At 71.5% G+C, this 19,074-nt stretch carries 17 protein-coding genes and 1 tRNA gene; 10 read left to right on the top strand and 8 right to left on the bottom strand.

Annotated elements, in window-relative coordinates; translation table 11 throughout:
• The first annotated feature begins 76 nt into the window (after nucleotides 1-76).
• On the top strand, nucleotides 77-859 hold the full coding sequence (locus tag AB0A65_RS20215) for a maleylpyruvate isomerase family mycothiol-dependent enzyme (protein ID WP_359953239.1): 783 nt from the start codon (nucleotides 77-79) through the stop codon (nucleotides 857-859).
• A 139-nt stretch (nucleotides 860-998) separates the two neighbouring features.
• Nucleotides 999-2,297, top strand: coding sequence for a YibE/F family protein (locus AB0A65_RS20210; protein WP_359953237.1), 1,299 nt, complete (start codon nucleotides 999-1,001; stop codon nucleotides 2,295-2,297).
• A gap of 77 nt (nucleotides 2,298-2,374) precedes the next feature.
• Here AB0A65_RS20210 and AB0A65_RS20205 read toward each other — a convergent pair whose 3' ends face one another.
• Nucleotides 2,375-3,295, bottom strand: coding sequence for a LysR family transcriptional regulator (locus AB0A65_RS20205; RefSeq protein WP_359953235.1), 921 nt, complete (start codon nucleotides 3,293-3,295; stop codon nucleotides 2,375-2,377).
• Nucleotides 3,296-3,396: 101 nt separating this feature from the next.
• Here AB0A65_RS20205 and AB0A65_RS20200 point away from each other — a divergent pair, with 101 nt between their 5' ends.
• Nucleotides 3,397-4,650, top strand: coding sequence for a pyridoxal phosphate-dependent aminotransferase (locus tag AB0A65_RS20200; RefSeq protein WP_359953233.1), 1,254 nt, complete (start codon nucleotides 3,397-3,399; stop codon nucleotides 4,648-4,650).
• Between the two features lie 51 nt (nucleotides 4,651-4,701).
• Here the strand turns inward: AB0A65_RS20200 and AB0A65_RS20195 are convergent, their stop codons facing one another.
• From AB0A65_RS20195 to AB0A65_RS20185, 3 genes are all read right to left on the bottom strand, one after another.
• Complete coding sequence (locus AB0A65_RS20195) at nucleotides 4,702-5,052, bottom strand: hypothetical protein (RefSeq protein ID WP_359953231.1); 351 nt, start codon at nucleotides 5,050-5,052, stop codon at nucleotides 4,702-4,704.
• 172 nt (nucleotides 5,053-5,224) lie between these two features.
• On the bottom strand, nucleotides 5,225-5,515 hold the full coding sequence (locus tag AB0A65_RS20190) for a 4a-hydroxytetrahydrobiopterin dehydratase (RefSeq protein WP_359953229.1): 291 nt from the start codon (nucleotides 5,513-5,515) through the stop codon (nucleotides 5,225-5,227).
• 26 nt (nucleotides 5,516-5,541) lie between these two features.
• Nucleotides 5,542-6,153 carry a carbonic anhydrase gene (locus tag AB0A65_RS20185; RefSeq protein ID WP_359953227.1) on the bottom strand — a complete coding sequence of 204 codons (612 nt, stop codon included), beginning with the start codon at nucleotides 6,151-6,153 and terminating at the stop codon, nucleotides 5,542-5,544.
• A 203-nt stretch (nucleotides 6,154-6,356) separates the two neighbouring features.
• On the opposite strand from AB0A65_RS20185, the gene AB0A65_RS20180 reads away from it, so the two are divergent.
• Nucleotides 6,357-7,031: a winged helix-turn-helix transcriptional regulator gene (locus AB0A65_RS20180; RefSeq protein ID WP_359953225.1), complete on the top strand. Its 675-nt coding sequence runs from the start codon at nucleotides 6,357-6,359 to the stop codon at nucleotides 7,029-7,031.
• A 12-nt stretch (nucleotides 7,032-7,043) separates the two neighbouring features.
• On the opposite strand, the gene AB0A65_RS20175 is transcribed toward AB0A65_RS20180, so the two are convergent.
• Nucleotides 7,044-7,859 carry a putative hydro-lyase gene (locus AB0A65_RS20175; protein WP_359953223.1) on the bottom strand — a complete coding sequence of 272 codons (816 nt, stop codon included), beginning with the start codon at nucleotides 7,857-7,859 and terminating at the stop codon, nucleotides 7,044-7,046.
• 233 nt (nucleotides 7,860-8,092) lie between these two features.
• Here AB0A65_RS20175 and AB0A65_RS20170 point away from each other — a divergent pair, with 233 nt between their 5' ends.
• Both AB0A65_RS20170 and AB0A65_RS20165 read left to right on the top strand, forming a co-directional pair.
• Nucleotides 8,093-11,125, top strand: coding sequence for a BTAD domain-containing putative transcriptional regulator (locus AB0A65_RS20170; protein WP_359953221.1), 3,033 nt, complete (start codon nucleotides 8,093-8,095; stop codon nucleotides 11,123-11,125).
• 86 nt (nucleotides 11,126-11,211) lie between these two features.
• Entirely contained in the window at nucleotides 11,212-12,192 is a 981-nt protein-coding gene (locus tag AB0A65_RS20165) for a zinc-binding dehydrogenase (protein WP_359953220.1), read from the top strand.
• Nucleotides 12,193-12,239: 47 nt separating this feature from the next.
• Here the strand turns inward: AB0A65_RS20165 and AB0A65_RS20160 are convergent, their stop codons facing one another.
• Both AB0A65_RS20160 and AB0A65_RS20155 read right to left on the bottom strand, forming a co-directional pair.
• Complete coding sequence (locus AB0A65_RS20160) at nucleotides 12,240-13,430, bottom strand: MFS transporter (RefSeq protein WP_359953218.1); 1,191 nt, start codon at nucleotides 13,428-13,430, stop codon at nucleotides 12,240-12,242.
• A 187-nt stretch (nucleotides 13,431-13,617) separates the two neighbouring features.
• On the bottom strand, nucleotides 13,618-14,466 hold the full coding sequence (locus AB0A65_RS20155; RefSeq protein WP_359953216.1) for a helix-turn-helix transcriptional regulator: 849 nt from the start codon (nucleotides 14,464-14,466) through the stop codon (nucleotides 13,618-13,620).
• A gap of 101 nt (nucleotides 14,467-14,567) precedes the next feature.
• On the opposite strand from AB0A65_RS20155, the gene AB0A65_RS20150 reads away from it, so the two are divergent.
• Nucleotides 14,568-15,299: an SDR family oxidoreductase gene (locus tag AB0A65_RS20150; RefSeq protein WP_359953214.1), complete on the top strand. Its 732-nt coding sequence runs from the start codon at nucleotides 14,568-14,570 to the stop codon at nucleotides 15,297-15,299.
• Between the two features lie 67 nt (nucleotides 15,300-15,366).
• Here the strand turns inward: AB0A65_RS20150 and AB0A65_RS20145 are convergent.
• A tRNA-Ile gene (locus AB0A65_RS20145) sits at nucleotides 15,367-15,440 on the bottom strand.
• 382 nt (nucleotides 15,441-15,822) lie between these two features.
• On the opposite strand from AB0A65_RS20145, the gene AB0A65_RS20140 reads away from it, so the two are divergent.
• The 3 genes from AB0A65_RS20140 to AB0A65_RS20130 are packed head-to-tail and all read left to right on the top strand — an operon-like array spanning nucleotide 15,823 to nucleotide 19,066.
• Nucleotides 15,823-17,163 carry a branched-chain amino acid ABC transporter permease gene (locus AB0A65_RS20140; RefSeq protein ID WP_359953212.1) on the top strand — a complete coding sequence of 447 codons (1,341 nt, stop codon included), beginning with the start codon at nucleotides 15,823-15,825 and terminating at the stop codon, nucleotides 17,161-17,163.
• A 12-nt stretch (nucleotides 17,164-17,175) separates the two neighbouring features.
• The gene (locus AB0A65_RS20135; protein ID WP_359953211.1) at nucleotides 17,176-18,219 is read left to right on the top strand and encodes a branched-chain amino acid ABC transporter permease; all 1,044 of its coding nucleotides are present in this window, start codon (nucleotides 17,176-17,178) and stop codon (nucleotides 18,217-18,219) included.
• Entirely contained in the window at nucleotides 18,209-19,066 is an 858-nt protein-coding gene (locus tag AB0A65_RS20130; RefSeq protein ID WP_359953209.1) for an ABC transporter ATP-binding protein, read from the top strand. Before AB0A65_RS20135 ends, AB0A65_RS20130 begins: the two co-directional genes overlap by 11 nt.
• The last annotated feature ends 8 nt before the right edge of the window (nucleotides 19,067-19,074 follow it).

Genomic DNA, 19,074 nt, shown 5'->3' with positions numbered 1-19,074 from the left:
GAACCGGTTTAACGCTTCTGTATCGGTCCACCCTCGAACTTGCGTAATTCACGACACAGGTGCGAAACTTCAGGGGATGAACATCGGCGACCAAATCAACGTGCTGCGCACCGAAGGGGAGCGGATCGCTGTCGCTGGTGGGGAACTCGCATTGAACGCGCTCGTGCCCACCTGCCCGGGCTGGATCGTCAAGGACCTCTTGACCCATATCGGGACCGTCCATCGCTGGGCGGCGGCGATCGTGGGCGGAGCCCTGCCCTACGATCCCCGCAAGCAGGACTTCCAGCGGATCGTGGGGCCCACGCCCCATGACGACCTGCTGGTCGACTGGGTCAGGGAGGGTCTCCTGCGGCTCGCCGCCGCGCTGGAGGCGGCTCCCGACGACCTTCAATGCTGGCAGGTGTTCCCCGCTCAGTCCTCACGGCGCTTCTGGGTCCGCAGACAGGCCCACGAGACGACCATCCACCGCGTCGACGCCGAACAGGCGCGAGGCGACGAGATATCACCGGTCGGCCCGGAATTCGCGGCCGACGGCATCGACGAGCTGCTGCTGGGGTTCCACGGCCGCCCGTCGAGCAGGGTGCGGGCACTGCGGCCTTCAGTGCTCCACATCCACGCCACCGATCTGCCGCCGGGACGCGGCGACTGGTACGTCCACCCCACCGACACGGGCCCGCTCGTGACGTTCAGCGAGGTCGAGTCCCCGCACTGCGTCATCGAGGGCCCGGTGGAGCTGCTGTACCTGGCGCTGTGGAACCGGCTGCCCTTCGACGACCTCGCCGTACACGGAGACCCGGCACTGCTCCACTTGTGGCGCAATTACTCCGCGGTCCGGTGGGTCGACCCTGTGGACGTCTGAGACCCTGACCCTCGGCGACTGGAGCGCTACAGGACGGGTCCGCAGGTGACCGGGGCGGTTCACGGCGTTTGTCCGCTGTGGGCGGCTCCGGGCGCGCTGCTGCGCGCCCGCGAGGGGGCGGGACCGTAAGCTCTCGGACGTGAACGACGATCCTGTGAAGCACGACGAGCCGGTGAAGCACAGTCACGGCCACGTCATCCCGAACGACGCCGTTCCCCGTGCGGCGCTGTGGATCCTGATCCCGGCGGCGATCGCGACGGTGGTCGGCATGCTCCTGCTGTGGCCGCAGGGGGTCGAGGACGCGGCGATCGACGAGTACGGCACGGAGGTCGACGGGCGGGTCATCGCCGTGACCGAGACCGAGTGCAGCGCCGAGGAGGCGGAGGTCGTCGACGCGTGCGGCGAGGTGGTCGTGACGATCACCAGCGGCGAGCTGTCGGGCGAGGAGGCGGTGGTGGACCTCCCGAGCGGGCCGGGCGCGCCGGTGGTGGCCGCGGGCGACGACGTCATCCTCATCTACACGCCGGAGTCGGTGTCGGGCCAGCAGTTCCACATCATCGACCACGACCGGGCCGGGGCGCTGTGGGCGCTGGTGATCGCGTTCGCGCTCGCGGTGGTGGCGTTCGGGCGGTGGAAGGGGCTGCGGTCGCTGGTGAGCCTGGGCCTGACGTTCGCGGTGGTACTGCTGTTCATGGTGCCCGCGGTGCTCGACGGGTCCTCCCCCGTGCTGGTGGCGATCGTCGGCGCGGCCGCGATCATGCTGGTGTCGCTGTACCTGGCGCACGGGTGGAACCGGACGACGACGGTGGCGGTGGTGGGGACGCTGGCGTCGCTGGTGCTGACGGTGCTGCTCGCGGAGGCGGCGGTGCAGCTGGCGGAGTTGAACGGGGTGCTCGACGAGAGCACGACGAACCTGGCGCTCCAGTACCCGATCGACATGTCGGGGCTGCTGCTGGCGGGCATCCTCATCGGCGCGCTCGGCGTCATCGACGACGTGACGGTCTCTCAGGCGGCGACGGTGGACGAGGTGGCGAAGGCGAACCCGAAGTGGGGGCCGGCGCGGCTGTACAAGTCGGGGATGCGGGTCGGGCGCGACCACCTGACGTCGGTGGTGAACACGCTGGTGCTCGCTTATGCGGGCGCGTCGCTGCCGCTGCTGGTGCTCATCGCGGCGGCGAACCGGCCGCTGGAGCAGGTGCTCACGAGCCAGACGATCGCCACGGAGATCGTCAGGTCGGTGGCGGGCACGCTGGGGCTGATCGCGGCGGTGCCGATCACGACGTGGCTGGCGGCGTACCTGGTGCGGTGGAAGCCGAAGTCGAAGGGCCCGAAGGAGCCCAGGGAGAAGGAGCCGAAGCGGCCCCGGCCGAAGCCGGAGGCGGCGGCCGACGGCTGGGAGGGCGACGAGTCGCCTTACCCGCCTTCGCATCTGCGCTGACGGCCCCCGCGGTCGGGTGTGTCGGAATCCGGGACCCCCCGGCTGCAAGGGTGCCCGGCGGGTGCGACATCCGGCGGTCAGAAGCGCTCGGCGGCGGTCATGAGTTTGCGGGCCGCCTGGTGGAGGGCCTGGAGGACCGTCATGACGGCGGGGCGGCCGATGGAGGCCGTGCGGTGGACGACGTAGACGTCGCGGCCGGGGAGCTCCTCGGCGATGGCGCGGACGGCGACGTCGCGGCGTTCGGCGGCGGCCATCCACGGGGCGACGGTGACGCCGAGGCCCTTGGCGACGAGGGTGAGGATCGTGTCGAGGCCCTCGAACTCCGAGACCGGCGCCGAGATGCCCTCGGCCCGCCAGAGCCGGTCGAGCGCCGTGCGCGACGGCTCGCCCTCCGGGGAGGCGATCCACGACTCCCCCGCGAGCTCGTGCGCCGACAGGACCTCCTTCGAGGCGAGCGGGTGCTTGGCGGGCAGGACCGCCACGAGCGGGTCCTTCACGAGGTGGTGGAAGGTCAAGGGCCCCACGGCGGCCGGGCGGCGCTGGCCCGACCAGTCGTCGATGAGGGCCAGGTCGATCTCCCCCGAGCGCACGCGCGCGAGCGACTCCGAGACCGTGTGCTGCTGGCGCAGGACCATCTGGAGCTCGGGGTGGCGGCGCAGGCGGCGCACGATCGGGCCCGCCAGCGCGACGGCGACCGTGGGGAACGCGGTGACGGTGACCCGGCCGCGGGGTTCGGCGGACTCGGCGGCGAGGTCGGTCTCGGCGGCGTCGATGGCCTCCAGGATGAGGGCGGTGTGCTCGACGAGGCGGCGGCCCGCGTCGGTGAGCTGCGCGGAGCGGGCGGTGCGTTCGAGGAGCGAGACGCCGGCCTCTTTCTCCAAGGCGGCCAACTGCTGTGAGACCGCGGAGGCGGTCTGGCCGGTGGCGACGGCAGTGGCGGATATCGATCCCTGGGCGGCGAACTCGTAGAGGAGGCGCAGGCGGCGAACATCGAGCATAAGACAATCTTATCCTCGGCGAAAGGTAGAAATACTTGCGATGATGCTCCTTGTGGAGGAGTCTGGGTCCCGTTCAGACAGTCTCCAACGAGGAGTCACCCGTGACCGTCTCCGCCACCCTCGCCGCCAACGAAGCCATCGCCGCCCGCCGCGCCGCCGGGCAGGAGGTGCTCGCGCTCGGGTTCGGGGAGGCGGGGATCCCCGTGCACCCCTTGCTGAGGCAGCGCCTCGCGCAGGCCGCCGGGCAGATCGCGTACGGCCCCGTCGCCGGGACCGACGCGGCCCGCGAGGCCGCCGCCGGGTACTGGACCCGCCGCGCGACCCCCACCGCCAAGGAGCAGGTGCTCCTCGGCCCCGGCTCCAAGCCGCTGCTGTTCGCGCTCCTCCACGCTGCCGGGGGCGACGTGGTCCTCCCCAAGCCCGCGTGGGTGTCGTACGGGGCGCAGGCCGAGATGCTCGGCCGCGAGCCGATCCGCGTCCCGGTCCCCGAGGGCGAGGGGGGCGTTCCCGACGCCGATGCACTGGACGCGGCCGTGCGCGCGGCCCGCGCCGCCGGGCGGGACCCGCGGATCGTCGTGGTCACCCTGCCGGACAACCCGACCGGGCGACTCGCCTCCGAGCAGTCGGTGAAGGCCCTGTGCGAGGCCGCGCGGGAGCTGGACCTCATCATCGCGGCGGACGAGATCTACCGCGACCTGGTGTTCGAGGCCGGGACGTTTCCGTCCCCGTCCGCTTGGGCACCTGAGCGGACCGTGACCACGACTTCCCTGTCGAAGAACTACGCGCTCGGCGGCTGGCGCATCGGCGCGGCCCGCTTCCCGGACTCGCCGCTGGGCGAGCGCCTGCGGGAGTCGGTGCGCGGCACGGCGTCCGAGCTGTGGTCCTCGACGCCGATGCCGATGCAGCACGCCGCCGCGTACGCGTGGTCGGACCCGCAGGAGCTGGTCGACCGGGTCGCGCTGGCGCGGCGCCTCCACGGGTCGGTGGCGAACGCGGTCGCGGAGGTGTTCGCGGGCGCCGGGTGCGAGGTGATGCCGCCGCAGGGCGGGTTCTACGTGTGGCCGGACTTCGGTCCGCTGCGCGCCTCGCTCGCGGCGGACTGGGGCGTGACGACGAGCGCGGACCTCGCGGAGGTGCTGCTGGAGCGGTTCGGCGTGGTGGTCCTGCCAGGCAGCGCGTTCGGGGACGACCCGGAGTCGCTGACGGTGCGCGTGGCGGTCCCGGGCCTGTACGGCGAGAACGACTCCGAGCGGCTCGCGGCGCTCGTCTCGGACGAGCCCGCTTCGATGCCGTGGATCGGCGACGCCTTGGAAGGGCTCGCCCAGAAGCTCCGGGCGCTCACCGCGCCCGAGTGAGACCCCGGGCGGCGCTGCCGAGGCCGATGCGGCAGCGCTGCCCGGTTCAATTCAGTTCACGTTGTCGGCGATGGCGACGACGCCCCAGACGACGATCGCGACGGCGATGATCGCGGCGACGAGGAACGCGATGCCGACGAACCTTTGGATCTCCAGTTCGCGGCCTTCGCGCACGGGCCTGCGCCAGCGCCCGTAGCGCCAGTGGTCGCGTCCCTGTTCGTAGTCGGTGGCGAAGTCCTCCAGGAGCGCCTGGAGGTCGGCGAGGGTCTCGGCGCGGCGCACGAGCTGGCGGCGGAGGCGGAACTCGGCGGTGTCGATCGCGCCGCGGCGCCGCGCCTGCGCGAGGCGGTAGAGGGCCATGCGGCGGTGGGCCCTGGTGGGGTGGATGGCGAAAGCGTCCATTGCGTCCATGACGTGTGCTCCCGTACGGCCGGTGTCCGGCGGGGTTCCCCGCCGGACCGGTCCGTACACCTCGGGACGCCTCCCGGATCGCATTGCGCGCCAGGGGCCTCGGCCCGCGGGCCGAGCGCGAGTCCTCAGTCGAGGAGGCCGAAGGCCGACCGAGCGCGAATGCTCAGTCGAGGAGCGCGCTCACTGCCCGGGCCAGGTCGGTGTCCTTCGCGGAGACCTTGCTGCCCGCCGAGTGGGTGGTGACCGAGACGGTGAGCCTGTCGTAGTTGATCGTCAGGTCCGCGTGGTGGTTGCGGCGCTCGGAGAGCAGGCCGACGCCGGTGGCGGCGGCGAGGGCCGCGAGGTGGCCGTCGAAGGTCCAGGTGCCCACGAGGTGGTCGGCCTCGTGGGTCCAGCCGGGCAGTTCGGAGAGGGCCAGTTCGATCTCGGCCCCGGTCAAGGGTTGGTCGCTCATACCCCGATTGTGACAGCCCGGGGCGGTCAGTTCTCCTCGATGAGCGTCACTCGGCCGGTGTCCAGGTCGTAGACGGCCCCGGCGATGAGGACGCCTTCGAGGTTCTCGCGGCGGCCGAGGTCGGCGACGGTGCGGCGGACCTGGAGGCGCAGGGCCTTCGGGGCCGCGTCCTCGCCGTCCGCGGTCTCCGAGAGCGCCTGGGACGCGGGCTGCCAGAGCTGCTCGACGAGGTAGTCGGTGCGCGGGTCGTGGGTGTCGTCCTCGACGGCGTGGAGGGCGGCGTTGATGGCGCCGCAGCGCTCGTGGCCGAGGACGACCACGAGGGAGACGCCGAGCTCGGCGGCCGCGAACTCCAGGGAGCCGACGGCGGCGCGGTCGGGCACGTGCCCGGCGGTGCGCACGACGAGGAGCTGCCCGAAGTCGCAGTCGAACACGGACTCGGCGGTGACCCGCGAGTCGATGCACGTGAAGACGGCGGCGGTGGGCTTCTGCCCGAGGGCGTGCTGGCGCGCGGACGTGATGTCGCGCTTGAAGCGGGGCTCTCCGGCGACGAATCGGCCGTTGCCCTCCAGGAGCGCGACGAGCGTCTTGGCGGCTTCGTGGTGCTCCATCAGCGAGGAGGCGGTCAGTTCAGGCACGCCCTGAATGGTGCCGCATGATCCGAGGCGGCGCAAGCGCGACGGGCGGGACGTCACGCACCTTTTACCGTCCGCACGTTACCGTTCCGAGATCTTGTGGTCATTTCCCAGGACTTGTCGCTCGCGGAACGGGACCATAGGATGAACGGGAACTACCGCGTTGCCGTTCACCTGCGGGTTCATTCCCTTTCCTGGAGGCCACCGTGCGCACCTACGGCGAAGGCTGCCCCGCGGCCCACGCACTCGACCTCGTCGGCGAGCGCTGGTCGCTCCTCATCGTCCGCGAGCTACTGCTCGGCCCCAAGCGCTTCACCGACCTCCGCTCGGGCCTGCACGGCGCCAGCGCGAACGTGCTGTCGCAGCGGCTGCGGGAGCTCGAAGCGGCCGGGGTCGTGGGGAAGCGGCGGCTGCCGCCGCCCGCGGCCTCCAAGGTCTACGAGCTGACCGAGTGGGGCCGGGAGCTGGAGGGCCCGATCGTGCTGCTGCTGCGGTGGGGCGCGCGGTCGGCGGCGATCCCGCTCGACGCGCCGATGGGCGCGGACGCGCTCATCCTGTCGATGCGGTCGCTGTTCATGCCGCAGGCGGCGCAGGGCTTCGACGCGGCGTTCGAGCTGTGGGTCGGGGACCGGCCGTTCATCGCGGAGATCATCGACGCGCAGCTGATCCTCGCCCCGGGTCGGCCCGAGCATCCGCACGCGGTCATCAGGACCGACGCAGAGACGCTCAAGCGCCTGACCCTGGGCGGGCGCAGCCTCGACGTGTCGATGCACGCCGGGCGCGTCACCGTCCAAGGGGACCAGGCTATGGCCGAGCGGTTCCTGGGAATGTTCCGCCTCCCGGAGCCGGCCGCGGCCTCGGCCTCGGCGGGCGCGGTGTGACCGTCCCGCCGCTCACCGGACGATCCTGAACTCGCCGGTGTCCGTCGCGCGGGCGCGGCGGTCGGTGATGAGCATGTGCCCGGGAGCGTGGGTGATCGCGAAGGGCAGCTTCGCCTTCACGACCGCTTCCTGGAGGGTCACGCCGCAGGCCCAGAACACGGGGACGTCGCCGTCGTGGAGGCGCACCGGGTCGCCGAAGTCGGGGCGGTCGAGGTCGCGGATGCCGATCATCGCGGGGCTGCCGACGTGGACGGGGGCGCCGTGGGCGAACGGGAGCTCCATGGTGATCTGGGCGGCGCGGGCGACGAGCTCGGTGGGGACCGGGCGCATCGAGACCACGACGGGGCCGCGGAAGCGCCTGGCGCCCAGGCACTTGCGGTCGGTGCGGTACATGGGGACGGCCGCGCCCTGCTCGTGGTGGCGCAGCGGGACGCCGGCGCGCTCCAGGAGCGGCTCGAACGTGAAGCTGCACCCCAGCAGGAACGTGACCAGGTCGCGGTCCCACAGGTCCGCGACGTCGGTGCGGCGGGCGACCATCTGGCCGCGGCTCCACACCTGGTAGGCGGGCAGGTCCCGGCGCAGGTCGGCGCCCTCGGCGAGGTCCGTGGTAAAGCGCCCGGCGCCCACCACGTCCAGGAGGGGGCAGGCCCTCGGGTTGCGCACCGCGAAGCGCCGCAGGGCGATCGCGTACCTGCGGGGCACGCTGACCAGGTTCGCCTGGACGTACCCGTGCGACCAGCCGCTGGTGTGGGCCACCAGCCCGTCCCTGAACCTGGCGCGGGCCTCGCGGGGGCTGGTCTGCGCTTCGGGACGTTGTCTCGTGAACATCGCTCCTCCTCGATCTGCTGCTCGATGTGTCGAGAATCCGATACAAGTAGGTCAACACGTTCACGAGTGCTTCACGAGCAGGATGCGGATGCAGGCCGCGCCGTGTGCGCTACCGCTTGTTCACTGAGCGGATGACCTTGCGAGCGTTCCCAAACGATCAAGAAATGCCCATAGACTAGAGCGAACCGCCAATTCCGGCCGGCCGCACCTCGACTCCCCGGGAGGTGGCGCCCTTGGACTTCGGCATCCTAGGCCCGCTGCAACTGGCATGGGACGGCCTGCCCGTGCCGCTGCCCGGCCGGACCCTGCCCAGGCTCTTCGCCGTGCTCCTCCTGGAGCCCGGCAGCGTGATCCCCCTGCACCGCCTGGTGGACGCGGTGTGGGACGACGACCCGCCCGCGACGGCGAAGCGGCAGATCCAGAACACCGTGGCGACCGCGCGCGGGCTGCTGCTGCGGGCCGGGACGAGCGAGCTGGAGACCGTCGGCGACGGCTACCGGCTGCGCGTCGGCCCCGAGAAGCTCGACTCGCTCAGGTTCCAGCGGGCGGCGCGGATCGCCCGCGAGCAGGTCGCCGCGTCCGAACCCGAAGCGGGCCTTGAGAGCCTGCGCGAGGCCCTGGACCTGTGGCGGGGCCCGGCCCTGGCGGGCCTGAACGGGCGGCTCATCGAGGCGGGCGCGCGGCGGTGGGACGAGGAGCGCGCCGCCGCCGAGGAGGCCCGCGCGGAACTGGAGCTGCAGCTCGCGACCGGCGCGCCGATCGTCGCGGACCTGCGGCGGGTCCTGGAGCGGCACCCGTACCGCCAGCACGCGGCCGAGCTGCTCATGACGGCCCTCTACCGGGAGGACCGGTCCGCCGAGGCGCTCGACGCGTACGACGCGATCCGGCGCCAGCTCGCCGACGAGCTCGGCATCGACCCGGGGCGGCGCCTCAAGGACCTGTACACGGCGATTCTCCGCGACGACGCGTCCCTCAGGGCCGCACCGAAGACCGCGTCCGCGCGGTCGCTCCCCGCGCCCGCGCAGCTCCCCGCGGACTCGATCCACTTCACCGGCCGCGCGGGCCAGCTCTCGGCCCTCGACGCGCTCACCGGGCCCGGCCCGCACGTCGCGGTCCTCTCGGGCATCGGCGGCTCCGGGAAGACCACGCTCGCCCTGCACTGGGCGCACCGGGTGCGCGAGCGGTTCCCCGACGGGCAGCTGTACGTGAACCTCCGCGGCTGGGACCGGACCGCGCCGCTCACCCCGCTGGACGTCCTCGCGGGGTTCCTGCGGGCCCTCGGCGTGCCCACCGAGGCCATCCCGTCCGACGCGGACGAGGCGTCGGCGCTGCTGCGCTCGCGCCTGGCCGACACGAAGACCCTCGTCATCCTCGACAACGCCCGCAACTCCCAGCAGGTGCTGCCGCTGCTCCCGGGCACCGACGGGTGCGTCGCGGTCGTCACCAGCCGGTCCCGCCTCCCCGACCTCGCGGCGCTGCGGGACGTGCGGCAGGTGACCGTCGGGACCCTCGGCACCGACGACGCCGTGCGGCTCCTGGAGAGCCTCATCGGCCCCGAGCGGGTCGCCGCCGAACCGGAAGCGGCCGAACGGATCGCGGAGCTGTGCGACGGGCTCCCCCTCGCCCTGCGGATCGTCGGCACCAACCTCGCCGCCCAGCACCTGACGCTCGCCGAGACCGCCGCTGCTCTTGCCGGGCGCGACCGGCTCGCGCACCTCGCCGTCGAAGGCGACCCCACGACCACCGTCGCCGCCGCGTTCGACCTGTCGTTCCAGGCCCTGGACCCCGAGGAGGAGCTGCTGTACCTCAACCTCGCGTTCCTGCCCGGCGCGGACTTCTCCAAGGGCCTGGCGATGTCCCTCGTGTCGTGGGACCCGACCGCCGCCGAGCGGCTCCTCGCGCGGCTCGTCACGGCCCACCGCATCGACGAGTACCGGCCCGGCCGCTACCGCTTCCACGACCTGGTCCGCGAGTACGCCCGCCGGAAGGCCGAGACCGTGTTCGACCCCGCTGCGCTGCAAGGGCTCCGGGAGCAGGTCGTGGAGTGGTACTGCCGCGGGTCGGCGCGGCTGCCGGTCGAGGAGTACCGGAACATCGTGGCGACGTTCCTCGAATGGAACGGGCACGCGAAGGTCTCGCGGCTCCTCGCGCGGCTCATCGCGTTCGCCGACGCCGGGTACCGCGAGGAGGGCCCCGACCGGCGCACCCTCACCGAGTCGCTGTACGAGCTGCCCGAGCTCGCGCACGTCGCCGAGCGCGGCATCGAGAGCGGCGTCAAGTCCGAGGACCCGATGGACGCGGTGCGCGCGTACGCGCTCGCCGACGCCGTCGCGTACGCCTCCGGGGAGCTGCACCAGTCGCTCGCGTACGCGCAGAAGACCCTCGAATACCTCAGCCGCACCCCGCACGGCGACCGGACGGGCAAGGCCCGCAACGACCTCGGCACCACCCTCACGCACCTGGGCCGGTACCGGGAGGCCGTGTCGCTCCTGCGCGAGGCCGTGGGCGCGGCCGAACGGTCCGGGAAGTGGTACGTCCACGTGGAGGTCCTCACCTCCCTGGGGACCGTGCTGCGGCGCATGGGCATCTTCGCCGAGGCCGAGACGCTCCTGCTCAAGGCCCGGGACCTCGACGCGGCCTCCCCCGAGGGCCCGACCACCGTGTACCCGCTGCTGTCGCTCTCGGAGCTGTACATCGACCAGGGGCGCGTCTCCGCCGCCGAGGAGCTGTGCCGCGAGATCGCCGAGCTGCTGCGCGACCACCCGTCGAAGTACTACCGGGCGCGCCTGTACTTCCGGCAGTCCGCGGTCCACCGCGCCGACGCGGACTTCGCGCGCGCCGAGGCCGCCGTCCTCCACGGCCTCGAACTCGTCGAGCAGGCCAACGGGTGGCGGCACGTCCTCGTGTACACGTACTGGCTCGCGGAGATGCACGTCGACTCCGGCCGCCTAGACCAGGCGCGAGAAGCGCTCGGCCGGGTCGAGCGCCTCAACCGGTTCCAGACCTCCGAGACCCTCGCGGTCAAGGCCCGCGTGCTGTGCAAGCTGCACACCGAGGACGGGAACCTGCGCATGGCCGTCAGGATGGGCCGCCAGGCGTGCGACGTGTTCGGGGCGATGCCCGACCCGCTGCGCCAGGCCCGGAGCCTGCGCGCGCTCGCCCGCGCGTACGAGGCGGCCGGGGCGCCGTACGAGGCCGCGCAGTGCGCCGCCGAGGCCCGGGACCTGTTCGAGGCGCTCGGCGTCGACCCCTCGCGCCAGGCGTGAGCGGGGTCCAGTCGGTCGACGGATGCGGTCCCAGTCGGCCCGTCCCTACTGTTGCGGCACACCCACCGACATGGAAGAGGCACGACATGCACGCGATCCGGCACCACGAATTCGGCGGCCCCGAAGTCCTCCGGTACGAGGAGGTCGCCGACCCCGAGCCCGGACCCGGCCAGGTCCGCATCGACAACCGGGCCGCGGGCGTCCACCTGCTCGACACGGGCTTCCGCTCCGGCGAGTCGGGCACGCCGTTCCCGCTGCCGGAACTGCCGACGATCCCCGGACGCGAGGCCGCCGGGATCGTCGACGCCGTCGGCGAGGGCGTCGACTCCTCGTGGCTCGGCAAGCGGGTCGTCACGCACCTCGGCCCCGCGTCCCAGGGATACGCCGAGAAGGCCGTGCGCGAAGTCGAGTCGGTCCACGAACTGCCCGAGGGCGTGGACTTCGGGGAGGCCGTCGCGATGATCGGGACCGGCCGGACCGCGCTGCTCATCCTCGCCGTCGGGCCCGTGAAGGAGGACGACGTGGTGATCGTCCCAGCCGCCGCGGGCGGACTCGGCACGCTCCTGGTGCAGGCCGCGAAGAACGCCGGCGCGTACGTGATCGGCCTCGCGGGCGGCGTCGACAAGGTCCGGCAGGTCGCCGCCAACGGCGCCGACGCCGCGATCGACTACCGGGCCGCCGACTGGACCGACGTCCTGGACCGGGCATTGGAGGGCCGCGAGGCGTCGCTGTTCTTCGACTCGATCGGCGGCGAGGTCGGGCGGGCCGTGTTCGAGCGGCTCGGGTTCGGCGCCCGCATGGTCGTGTTCGGGTGGTCCGCGGGGAAGGCCACCGAGGCGACGGTGGAGGAGATCGTCGGCCGCGGGCTCGCCGTCTCCGGCGCGCTCGGGCCGAAGCTCGTGCAGCGCATGGGCGGCATCCGGGCCCTCGAAGAGCAGTCGCTCGCCGAACTGGCCGCAGGGCGGCTGCGCCCGGCCGTGCACACGTTCAAGCTCGCCGAGGCCGCCGAAGCCCATCGCGCCCTGGAGAACCGGGGCACCACCGGCAAGGTCGTGCTGGTCCCCTGACCGACGCGAAAGGCCCCCGGCGGCGCCGGGGGCCTTCGTCGTGCGGTCTAGGAGGCGGTGACGAGCTCCGCGGGCTCGATGTCCGGGACCTGCGCCTCGGCGTGCGCGCGGGCCAGCGGGAACGACAGCACCAGGCCCGCGAGGGCCAGGCCGACACCGACGAGGATCGGCGCGGTCAGGCTCAGGCCGAGCGACAGCGCGAGGCCGCCGAGCCAGGCGCCGTTGGCGTTCGCGAGGTTGAAGGCCGCGTGGTGCAGCGAGGACGCCAGCGACGGGGCCGAGTGGGCGCCGTCGAGGAGCAGCCGCTGCATGATCGGGCCGACCAGCGACGAGGACGTCGCCATGAGCAGGACCCCGGTGATCGCCAGGGCCGGGTTGGACATGGAGAAGTACATCGCCAGGAGCACGGTCGCGATCGTGGCGAACGCCGCGAACAGGCCCTGGATCGGGGCGGCGTCGGCGATGCGGCCGCCCAGGATGTTGCCGAGCGTGAGGCCGACGCCGAAGACCGCGAGGGTGATCGCGATGGCGAGGGCGTTCATGCCGGTGACGTCTTCGAGGATCGGCGTCAGGTAGGTGTAGGCGGCGAACATGCCGCCGAAGCCGACCGCGCCGGTCACGAGCGGGAGCACGACGCGCTTGGAGCGGATCGCGCGGATCTCGTCGGACGCCTTGGTGGACACGATGACCCCGCGCGTGTCGGGGACGGTGGCCCAGATCGCGACCGCGGCGACGACGCCGAGCGCGGCGACGGCCGCGAAGATCCAGCGCCACGAGATCTGGCCGATGAGCAGGGCGCTCACGGGGACGCCGACGATCGTGGCCACGGTGAGACCCGACATGATCCCGGAGATCGCGCGGGCGCGGCGCTCGTAGGACACGAGGCTGGCGCCGACGACGGCGGCGGCCCCGAAGAACGCGCCGTGCGGCAGGCCCGCGACGAAGCGCGAGCCGAGCAGGAACCCGAAGTCGGGGGCGAGCGCGGTCGCGACGTTCGCGCCCGCGAAGGCCAGCATCAGGCCGATGAGCAGCGGCTTGCGGGGGACGCGGGTGGTGGCGACGGTGAGCAGGGGCGCGCCGAGGACGACGCCGACCGCGTACGCGGAGACGGCGAGCCCGGCCTGGGCGAGCGAGACGCCCTGGGAGGCGGCGACCTGGGGCAGGATGCCCATGATCGCGAACTCGGCGGTGCCGATGCCGAACGCGCCGATGGACATGGCGAAGAGAGGCATGCGCATGGTGTGCAGCTCCGGTGGGATGAGAAGGAGGGTGAGAACGCTGAGGCTGTCACCGGCTGCTTCCTTGCCGAACCGGTCGCTGTCATAACGGGGAGGAGGGCTCCTCCGCGTCCAAGCGTAATAACACTCGCCGCACGAGTAAAAGTCCCTGGAGTGAAATCCCGGCGTGATGTCCGTCGCCGCCGGGTTACCGAGATGAACCGGGGGTTGCGGGAGTGACCTCCGCCAATCTCAGGAACGCCTCGGCGGTGGCCGAACCCGGTTGCGGCACATACATCACCAGCCGCAGCCCCGTCCCGGGCACGTCCAGGACCTGGCAGTCGAACTCCAGCGGGCCCACCACGGGGTGGACGACGCGCTTGGTCTGGGCCCGGCGCGGGGCGACCCGGTGGTCGGCCCACAGCTCCCCGAACTCGGGGCTGGTGCGCAGTAGCTCGTCCACCAGGCCCTTGAGCTTGCGGTCCCCTGGATTCCGCGCGAGCGAGGCGCGCAGGTCCGAGACGCTGTCCCCCAGGAACCGGCGGATCGAGGGGTCCGCGAGGCGCGTGGCGACGTCGCCTTGGGAGAAGTTGGTGCGCAGGACGTTCCGCTGCTCGGGCGCGAGGGCCGACAGGTAGCCCATGAGGCGCTCGGCCATGTCGTTCCAGGCCAGCATGTCGTAGCAGGCGTCCATGACGTACGCGGGGAAGTCGTCGAGCCCGGCGAGGAGGTTCCGGATCGCCGCCGGGACCTCCTTGATCGCGGTGCGGCACTCCGACTCCGGCAGCTCGTCGACGAGGTGGAACAGGTGCGCCCGCTCGTCGTGGTCGAGCACCAGCGCCCGCGCCAGCGCCCCGAGCACCTGCCTTGAGGGCTTCGGTCCCCGCGCCTGCTCCAGCCGGATGTAGTACTCCACGGAGATACCGGCGAGCTGCGCGACCTCCTGGCGCCTGAGCCCGGGAGTCCTGCGCCGCGTCCCGCTCGGCAGCCCCACGCCCTCGGGCTTGATGGCGGCGCGGCGGGTGCGGAGGAAGTCGGCGAGCTGCTGGCGGTCCATGCGTCCATCCTCCCCCGGTTCGCGCCGCGCAGCCAGGTACCGGATGTACCACCATAAGCGGTGCTCTTTGCAGGTCGCGGGATCGGGCGCAGGCTCGTGGCATGGAACAGAGGACGGCGCTCGTCACGGGCGCGAACAAGGGAATCGGATACGAGATCGCCAAGGGCCTCGGCTCGAAGGGCGTCAAGGTGTGGGCGGCGGCCCGCTCGGAGGAAAGGGGCAAGGAAGCGGTTGAGAAACTCCGAGAAGAAGGAGTGGAGGTCGAATTCCTCCAACTCGACGTGACCGACGAGGCTTCAATCGCCGCAGCAGTGGCTCAGATGCAGTCGCTCGACATCCTGGTGAACAACGCCGGGATCGCCCTAGCCGATGGGGGCTGGAACACGAGCGAACTGACCGTGGCCACCACGCGGAAAGTCTTCGAGACCAACGTAATCGGCGTCGTGGCGGTGACGAACGCGTTCCTGCCGCTCCTCCGCAAATCAGAGGCCCCGCGCATCGTGAACGTCTCCAGCGAGGTCGGCTCCTTCGGCTTCATGACCGGCGACCACGAATTCGCGAAGATGCAGGGCGGCGCCTACGCCGCCTCCAAGTCCGCCCTCAACATGCTCACCGTCTCCTACGCCAAGGAGTTCAAGGACACCCCCATCAAGATCAACGCCATGACCCCGGGCTACACCAAAACAGACCTCAACCACAACCAAGGCTGGCGCGACCCCGCCCTCTCAGCAAAGGTAGCCATCGACCTCTCCCTCCTGGACGAAACCGGCCCCAATGGCGGCTTCTTCCAAGAAGGACTGGAGTACCACAAGGACACGACCGTCCCCTGGTAAACGGAGTCCGTTGGCGGACAAAGGAAGAGGAAATACGAAAGGCCCCGCAGAAGCGGGGCCTTCTGCGTAGGGCAGGCAGGACTTGAACCCGCGACCCAGGGATTATGAGTCCCCTGCTCTAACCAGCTGAGCTACTGCCCCGAGCGGGCAATATCCTCTCACACCCCGTGTCGGCGCGGTGGCCCCAGGGCAGCAAGGGGGGAGAAATCGGGGTGCGGCGGCGGGCCGGGGCGCGGGGAAGTGTTCGCTGGTGCCGAACGAGACCGAAACGACCGCGTGGCACGGGCGCCGAGTCGCAGGCGACGCGGCGGTAACATTCGCGCCACATTTGCAACGGTTCTATAACGACACGTGCTGTTGTCAGGCAGGTCTCTTTAAGATCCGACTCACTCCCGCCGTTCCGTGTTTCTCGAACGTTGCACACCCGGCGGGTTCCGACGCCCAAACCTCCCGAGGGGGCCCATTGAGACGAGCATTGTTGCTGCTGTCGGCTGCGCTGGCCGGCCTGTCGCTGTGTCTGGGGGTGAGCAGCAGCGCCGCCGCACAGGACGCGTTCGGCGTCCACGGCACACTCGACGACCAGACCGAGCAGCCCGTAGCAGGCGTGTCGATCACCGTGACCGACGCGGCGGGCGCGGAGATCGCCACCGTCACCACCGCCGAGGACGGCTCCTGGGCCGTCCCCCTGGACGCCGAGGGCGACTACATCGTCACCCTGGACGAGTCCACCCTGCCCGAGGGGCTCGTCGTCCGCAACTGCAAACCGCAGCTCGAAGTCAACGTCACCGGCGACCGCACCGCCCTGTTCCCGCTCGACACCCAGGTGGACGGCTGCACCCCGGGCGAGAGCCCCGGCGGTAGCGGCGAGACGCCCTCCGGCGACGCGAGCGGCGAGCCCGGCGAGGAGTCCTCCGAGAGCGAGGACGACGCCGCCGCGGACGACGCCGCCGCCGACGAAGTGGGCGAGATCGAAGGCGAGGGCGGGGCGACCCGCGCCATCAGCCTCCTGGTCTCCGGCCTGCACTTCGGCCTCATGATCGCCCTCGCGGCCGTCGGCCTCTCCATGGTCTTCGGCACGACGGGCCTCACCAACTTCGCCCACGGCGACCTGGTCACCTTCGGCGGCGTCATGGCGCTGCTGTTCAACGTCACGTTCGGCGTGCCCGTCTGGCTCGCGGCCATCGCCGCGGTCGTCCTGGGCGCCGCGTTCGGCTGGGCGCAGGACTGGGGCCTGTGGGCCCCCTTGCGCCGCAGAGGGACCGGCCTGGTCTCGATGATGATCATCTCGATCGGCGTGGCACTGCTCATCCGCAACGCGACGCTGTTCTTCGTCGGCGGCGAGCGCCAGCGCTACACCGAGTACGTGGGGCAGAAGCCCTGGGACTTCGGCTGGCTGGTGATCACCCCGAAGGAGGTCGTCACCGGCGGGATCGCGCTCGCGGTCTGCGTCGCGGTGGGCCTGGCCCTGGTGTTCACCAGGCTCGGCAAGGCGACGCGCGCGGTGGCGGACAACCCGTCGCTCGCGGCCTCCACCGGCATCGACGTGAACAAGGTCATCCGCCTGGTGTGGACGATCGGCGGCGCGCTCGCCGCGATGTCGGGCGTGTTCCTGTCGATCAGCGACGGCGTCAAGTTCGACATGGGCCAGCACCTGCTGCTGCTCGTGTTCGCGGCCGTGGTCCTCGGCGGGCTCGGCACCGCGTTCGGCGCGTTCGTCGGCGCGATGCTCATCGGCGTGTTCGTGCAGATGTCGACCCTCGTGATCGCGCCCGAGCTGAAGTACGTCGGCGCGCTGGTCGTCCTCATCATCATCATGCTCACCCGTCCCCAGGGCATCCTGGGCCGCCGCGAGCGAATCGGATAGGGGGGCCACGCGATGGATTGGCAATTCGTATTCAGCCAGGCGCTCACGCAGGCCATCGGCCCGACGATGCTCATTTACGCCCTCGGCGCGATCGGCCTGAACCTCCAGTTCGGATACACGGGCCTGCTCAACTTCGGCCAGGCGGCGTTCGCCGCCATGGGCGCGTACGGCCTGGCGCTCAGCGTGGTCGCGTGGGGCCTGCCGTTCTGGTGGGGCATCGTGGTCGGACTCCTCGCGGCGTGCGTCATGGCGCTGCTGCTCGGTATCCCGACACTGCGGCTGCGGGCGGACTACCTCGCGATCGTGACGATCGCGGCGGCCGAGATCGTGCGGCGCATCGCGCGCGCCACGGTCTGGGCGGACACCACCGGCGGCTCGGACGGCATGCGCGGCTTCTCGGAGCCGTTCTTCGAGATGATCCCGTGGGCCCGCGACACGACCTGGTCGTTCCTGTTCGTGTCGATGGACAACGGCCGCCTCGTGGTGGACTTCGGGATCTTCATGCTCCAGTACTCGTACCGGGACACGTGGGTCATGGTCGTGGGGTGGGCGCTGGTGGCGGTCATCCTGACGGTCATGGCGTTCCTGATCCACAGCCCGTGGGGCCGGGTCCTCAAGGGCATCCGCGAGGACGAGGAGGCCGTGCGCAGCCTCGGCAAGAACGTCTTCGCGTACAAGATGCAGGCGCTGGTCCTGGGCGGGATCATCGGCGCGGTCGCGGGCTTCGTGTTCGCACTGAGCCGCGCGAACGTCCAGCCGGACGGGTTCACCACGGACTTCACGTTCTACTTCTACGTGGTGCTCATCCTCGGCGGCGCGGCCCGGATCTTCGGGCCGGTGCTCGGCGCGGCGCTGTTCTGGTTCCTGTACAACATCCTCGCGCAGGGGCTCATCCAGGCGATCCAGGCCGAGGTGGTCCCGCCGAGCGTGATCGACTCGACGCAGGTGGGCCCGCTGGTGTTCTTCCTGCTCGGGCTGGGAATGGTCCTGCTGCTGATCTTCCGGCCGCAGGGGCTCATCGGCAACCGGAAGGAGCTGATGTTCGATGTCCGATAAGGAGAAGGCGGGGGTCGCCGCCGCGCGCGCGGCACTCGCCGGCGTCCCGGCCGAGCCGGGGGCGCCGAAGCAGGACGCGATCCTGGCGGCGACCGGGGTGCGGCGCGCGTTCGGCGGCCTCGTGGCCGTGGACGTCGAGCACATCGAGGTCCAGCGGGGCGCGATCACCGCGCTCATCGGCCCGAACGGGGCGGGGAAGACCACGTTCTTCAACCTGCTCACCGGGTTCGACCGGCCCTCGAAGGGCTCGTGGGAGTTCGACGGGCGCCGGGCCGACCGCATGCGGTCGTACCAGGTGGCCCGGTCGGGCATGGTCCGCACGTTCCAGCTCACGAAGGCGCTGTCGCGCATGACGGTGCTGGAGAACATGCTCATCGGCGCCGACAGGCAGCGCGGGGAGCGGCTGTGGGCGGCCCCGTTCCGGTTGCTGTGGCTGAAGGAGGAGGCGCAGAACGCCGCGCGGGCCCTGGACCTGCTGGAGCGGTTCAAGCTCGCCGACAAGCGCGACCACTACGCCGGGGAGCTCTCCGGCGGGCAGCGGAAGCTCTTGGAGATGGCGCGGGCGCTCATGCTGAAGCCGAAGATGATCATGCTGGACGAGCCGATGGCCGGGGTGAACCCGGCGCTGAAGCAGTCGCTGCTGGAGCACATCAAGGGCCTGCGCGAAGAGGGCATGACCGTGCTGTTCGTCGAGCACGACATGGACATGGTCCACGAGATCGCGGACTGGGTCGCCGTGATGGCGGCCGGGCAGCTGATCACCGAGGGGACGCCGGACCAGATCTCGGCGGACCAGCGGGTGATCGACGCGTACCTGGGCGCCCACCACGACGCGGCCCAGCATTAGGAGGCGGT

The sequence above is a fragment of the Glycomyces sp. NPDC047010 genome (genome assembly GCF_040644205.1).
Lineage (GTDB): Bacteria > Actinomycetota > Actinomycetes > Mycobacteriales > Micromonosporaceae > Glycomyces.
Note: the sequence above shows the minus strand (reverse complement) of the source record. Positions and strands in the feature narration are given on the sequence as shown.

What these genes read in the sequence shown, in the direction of transcription:
- AB0A65_RS20215 (WP_359953239.1), top strand. Translation starts at nt 77, where the DNA reads ATGAACATCGGCGACCAAATCAACGTGCTGCGCACCGAAGGGGAGCGG.
- AB0A65_RS20205 (WP_359953235.1), bottom strand. Translation starts at nt 3,295, where the DNA reads ATGCTCGATGTTCGCCGCCTGCGCCTCCTCTACGAGTTCGCCGCCCAG.
- AB0A65_RS20195 (WP_359953231.1), bottom strand. Translation starts at nt 5,052, where the DNA reads ATGGACGCTTTCGCCATCCACCCCACCAGGGCCCACCGCCGCATGGCC.
- AB0A65_RS20190 (WP_359953229.1), bottom strand. Translation starts at nt 5,515, where the DNA reads ATGAGCGACCAACCCTTGACCGGGGCCGAGATCGAACTGGCCCTCTCC.
- AB0A65_RS20175 (WP_359953223.1), bottom strand. Translation starts at nt 7,859, where the DNA reads ATGTTCACGAGACAACGTCCCGAAGCGCAGACCAGCCCCCGCGAGGCC.
- AB0A65_RS20165 (WP_359953220.1), top strand. Translation starts at nt 11,212, where the DNA reads ATGCACGCGATCCGGCACCACGAATTCGGCGGCCCCGAAGTCCTCCGG.
- AB0A65_RS20160 (WP_359953218.1), bottom strand. Translation starts at nt 13,430, where the DNA reads ATGCGCATGCCTCTCTTCGCCATGTCCATCGGCGCGTTCGGCATCGGC.
- AB0A65_RS20155 (WP_359953216.1), bottom strand. Translation starts at nt 14,466, where the DNA reads ATGGACCGCCAGCAGCTCGCCGACTTCCTCCGCACCCGCCGCGCCGCC.
- AB0A65_RS20150 (WP_359953214.1), top strand. Translation starts at nt 14,568, where the DNA reads ATGGAACAGAGGACGGCGCTCGTCACGGGCGCGAACAAGGGAATCGGA.
- AB0A65_RS20135 (WP_359953211.1), top strand. Translation starts at nt 17,176, where the DNA reads ATGGATTGGCAATTCGTATTCAGCCAGGCGCTCACGCAGGCCATCGGC.
- AB0A65_RS20130 (WP_359953209.1), top strand. Translation starts at nt 18,209, where the DNA reads ATGTCCGATAAGGAGAAGGCGGGGGTCGCCGCCGCGCGCGCGGCACTC.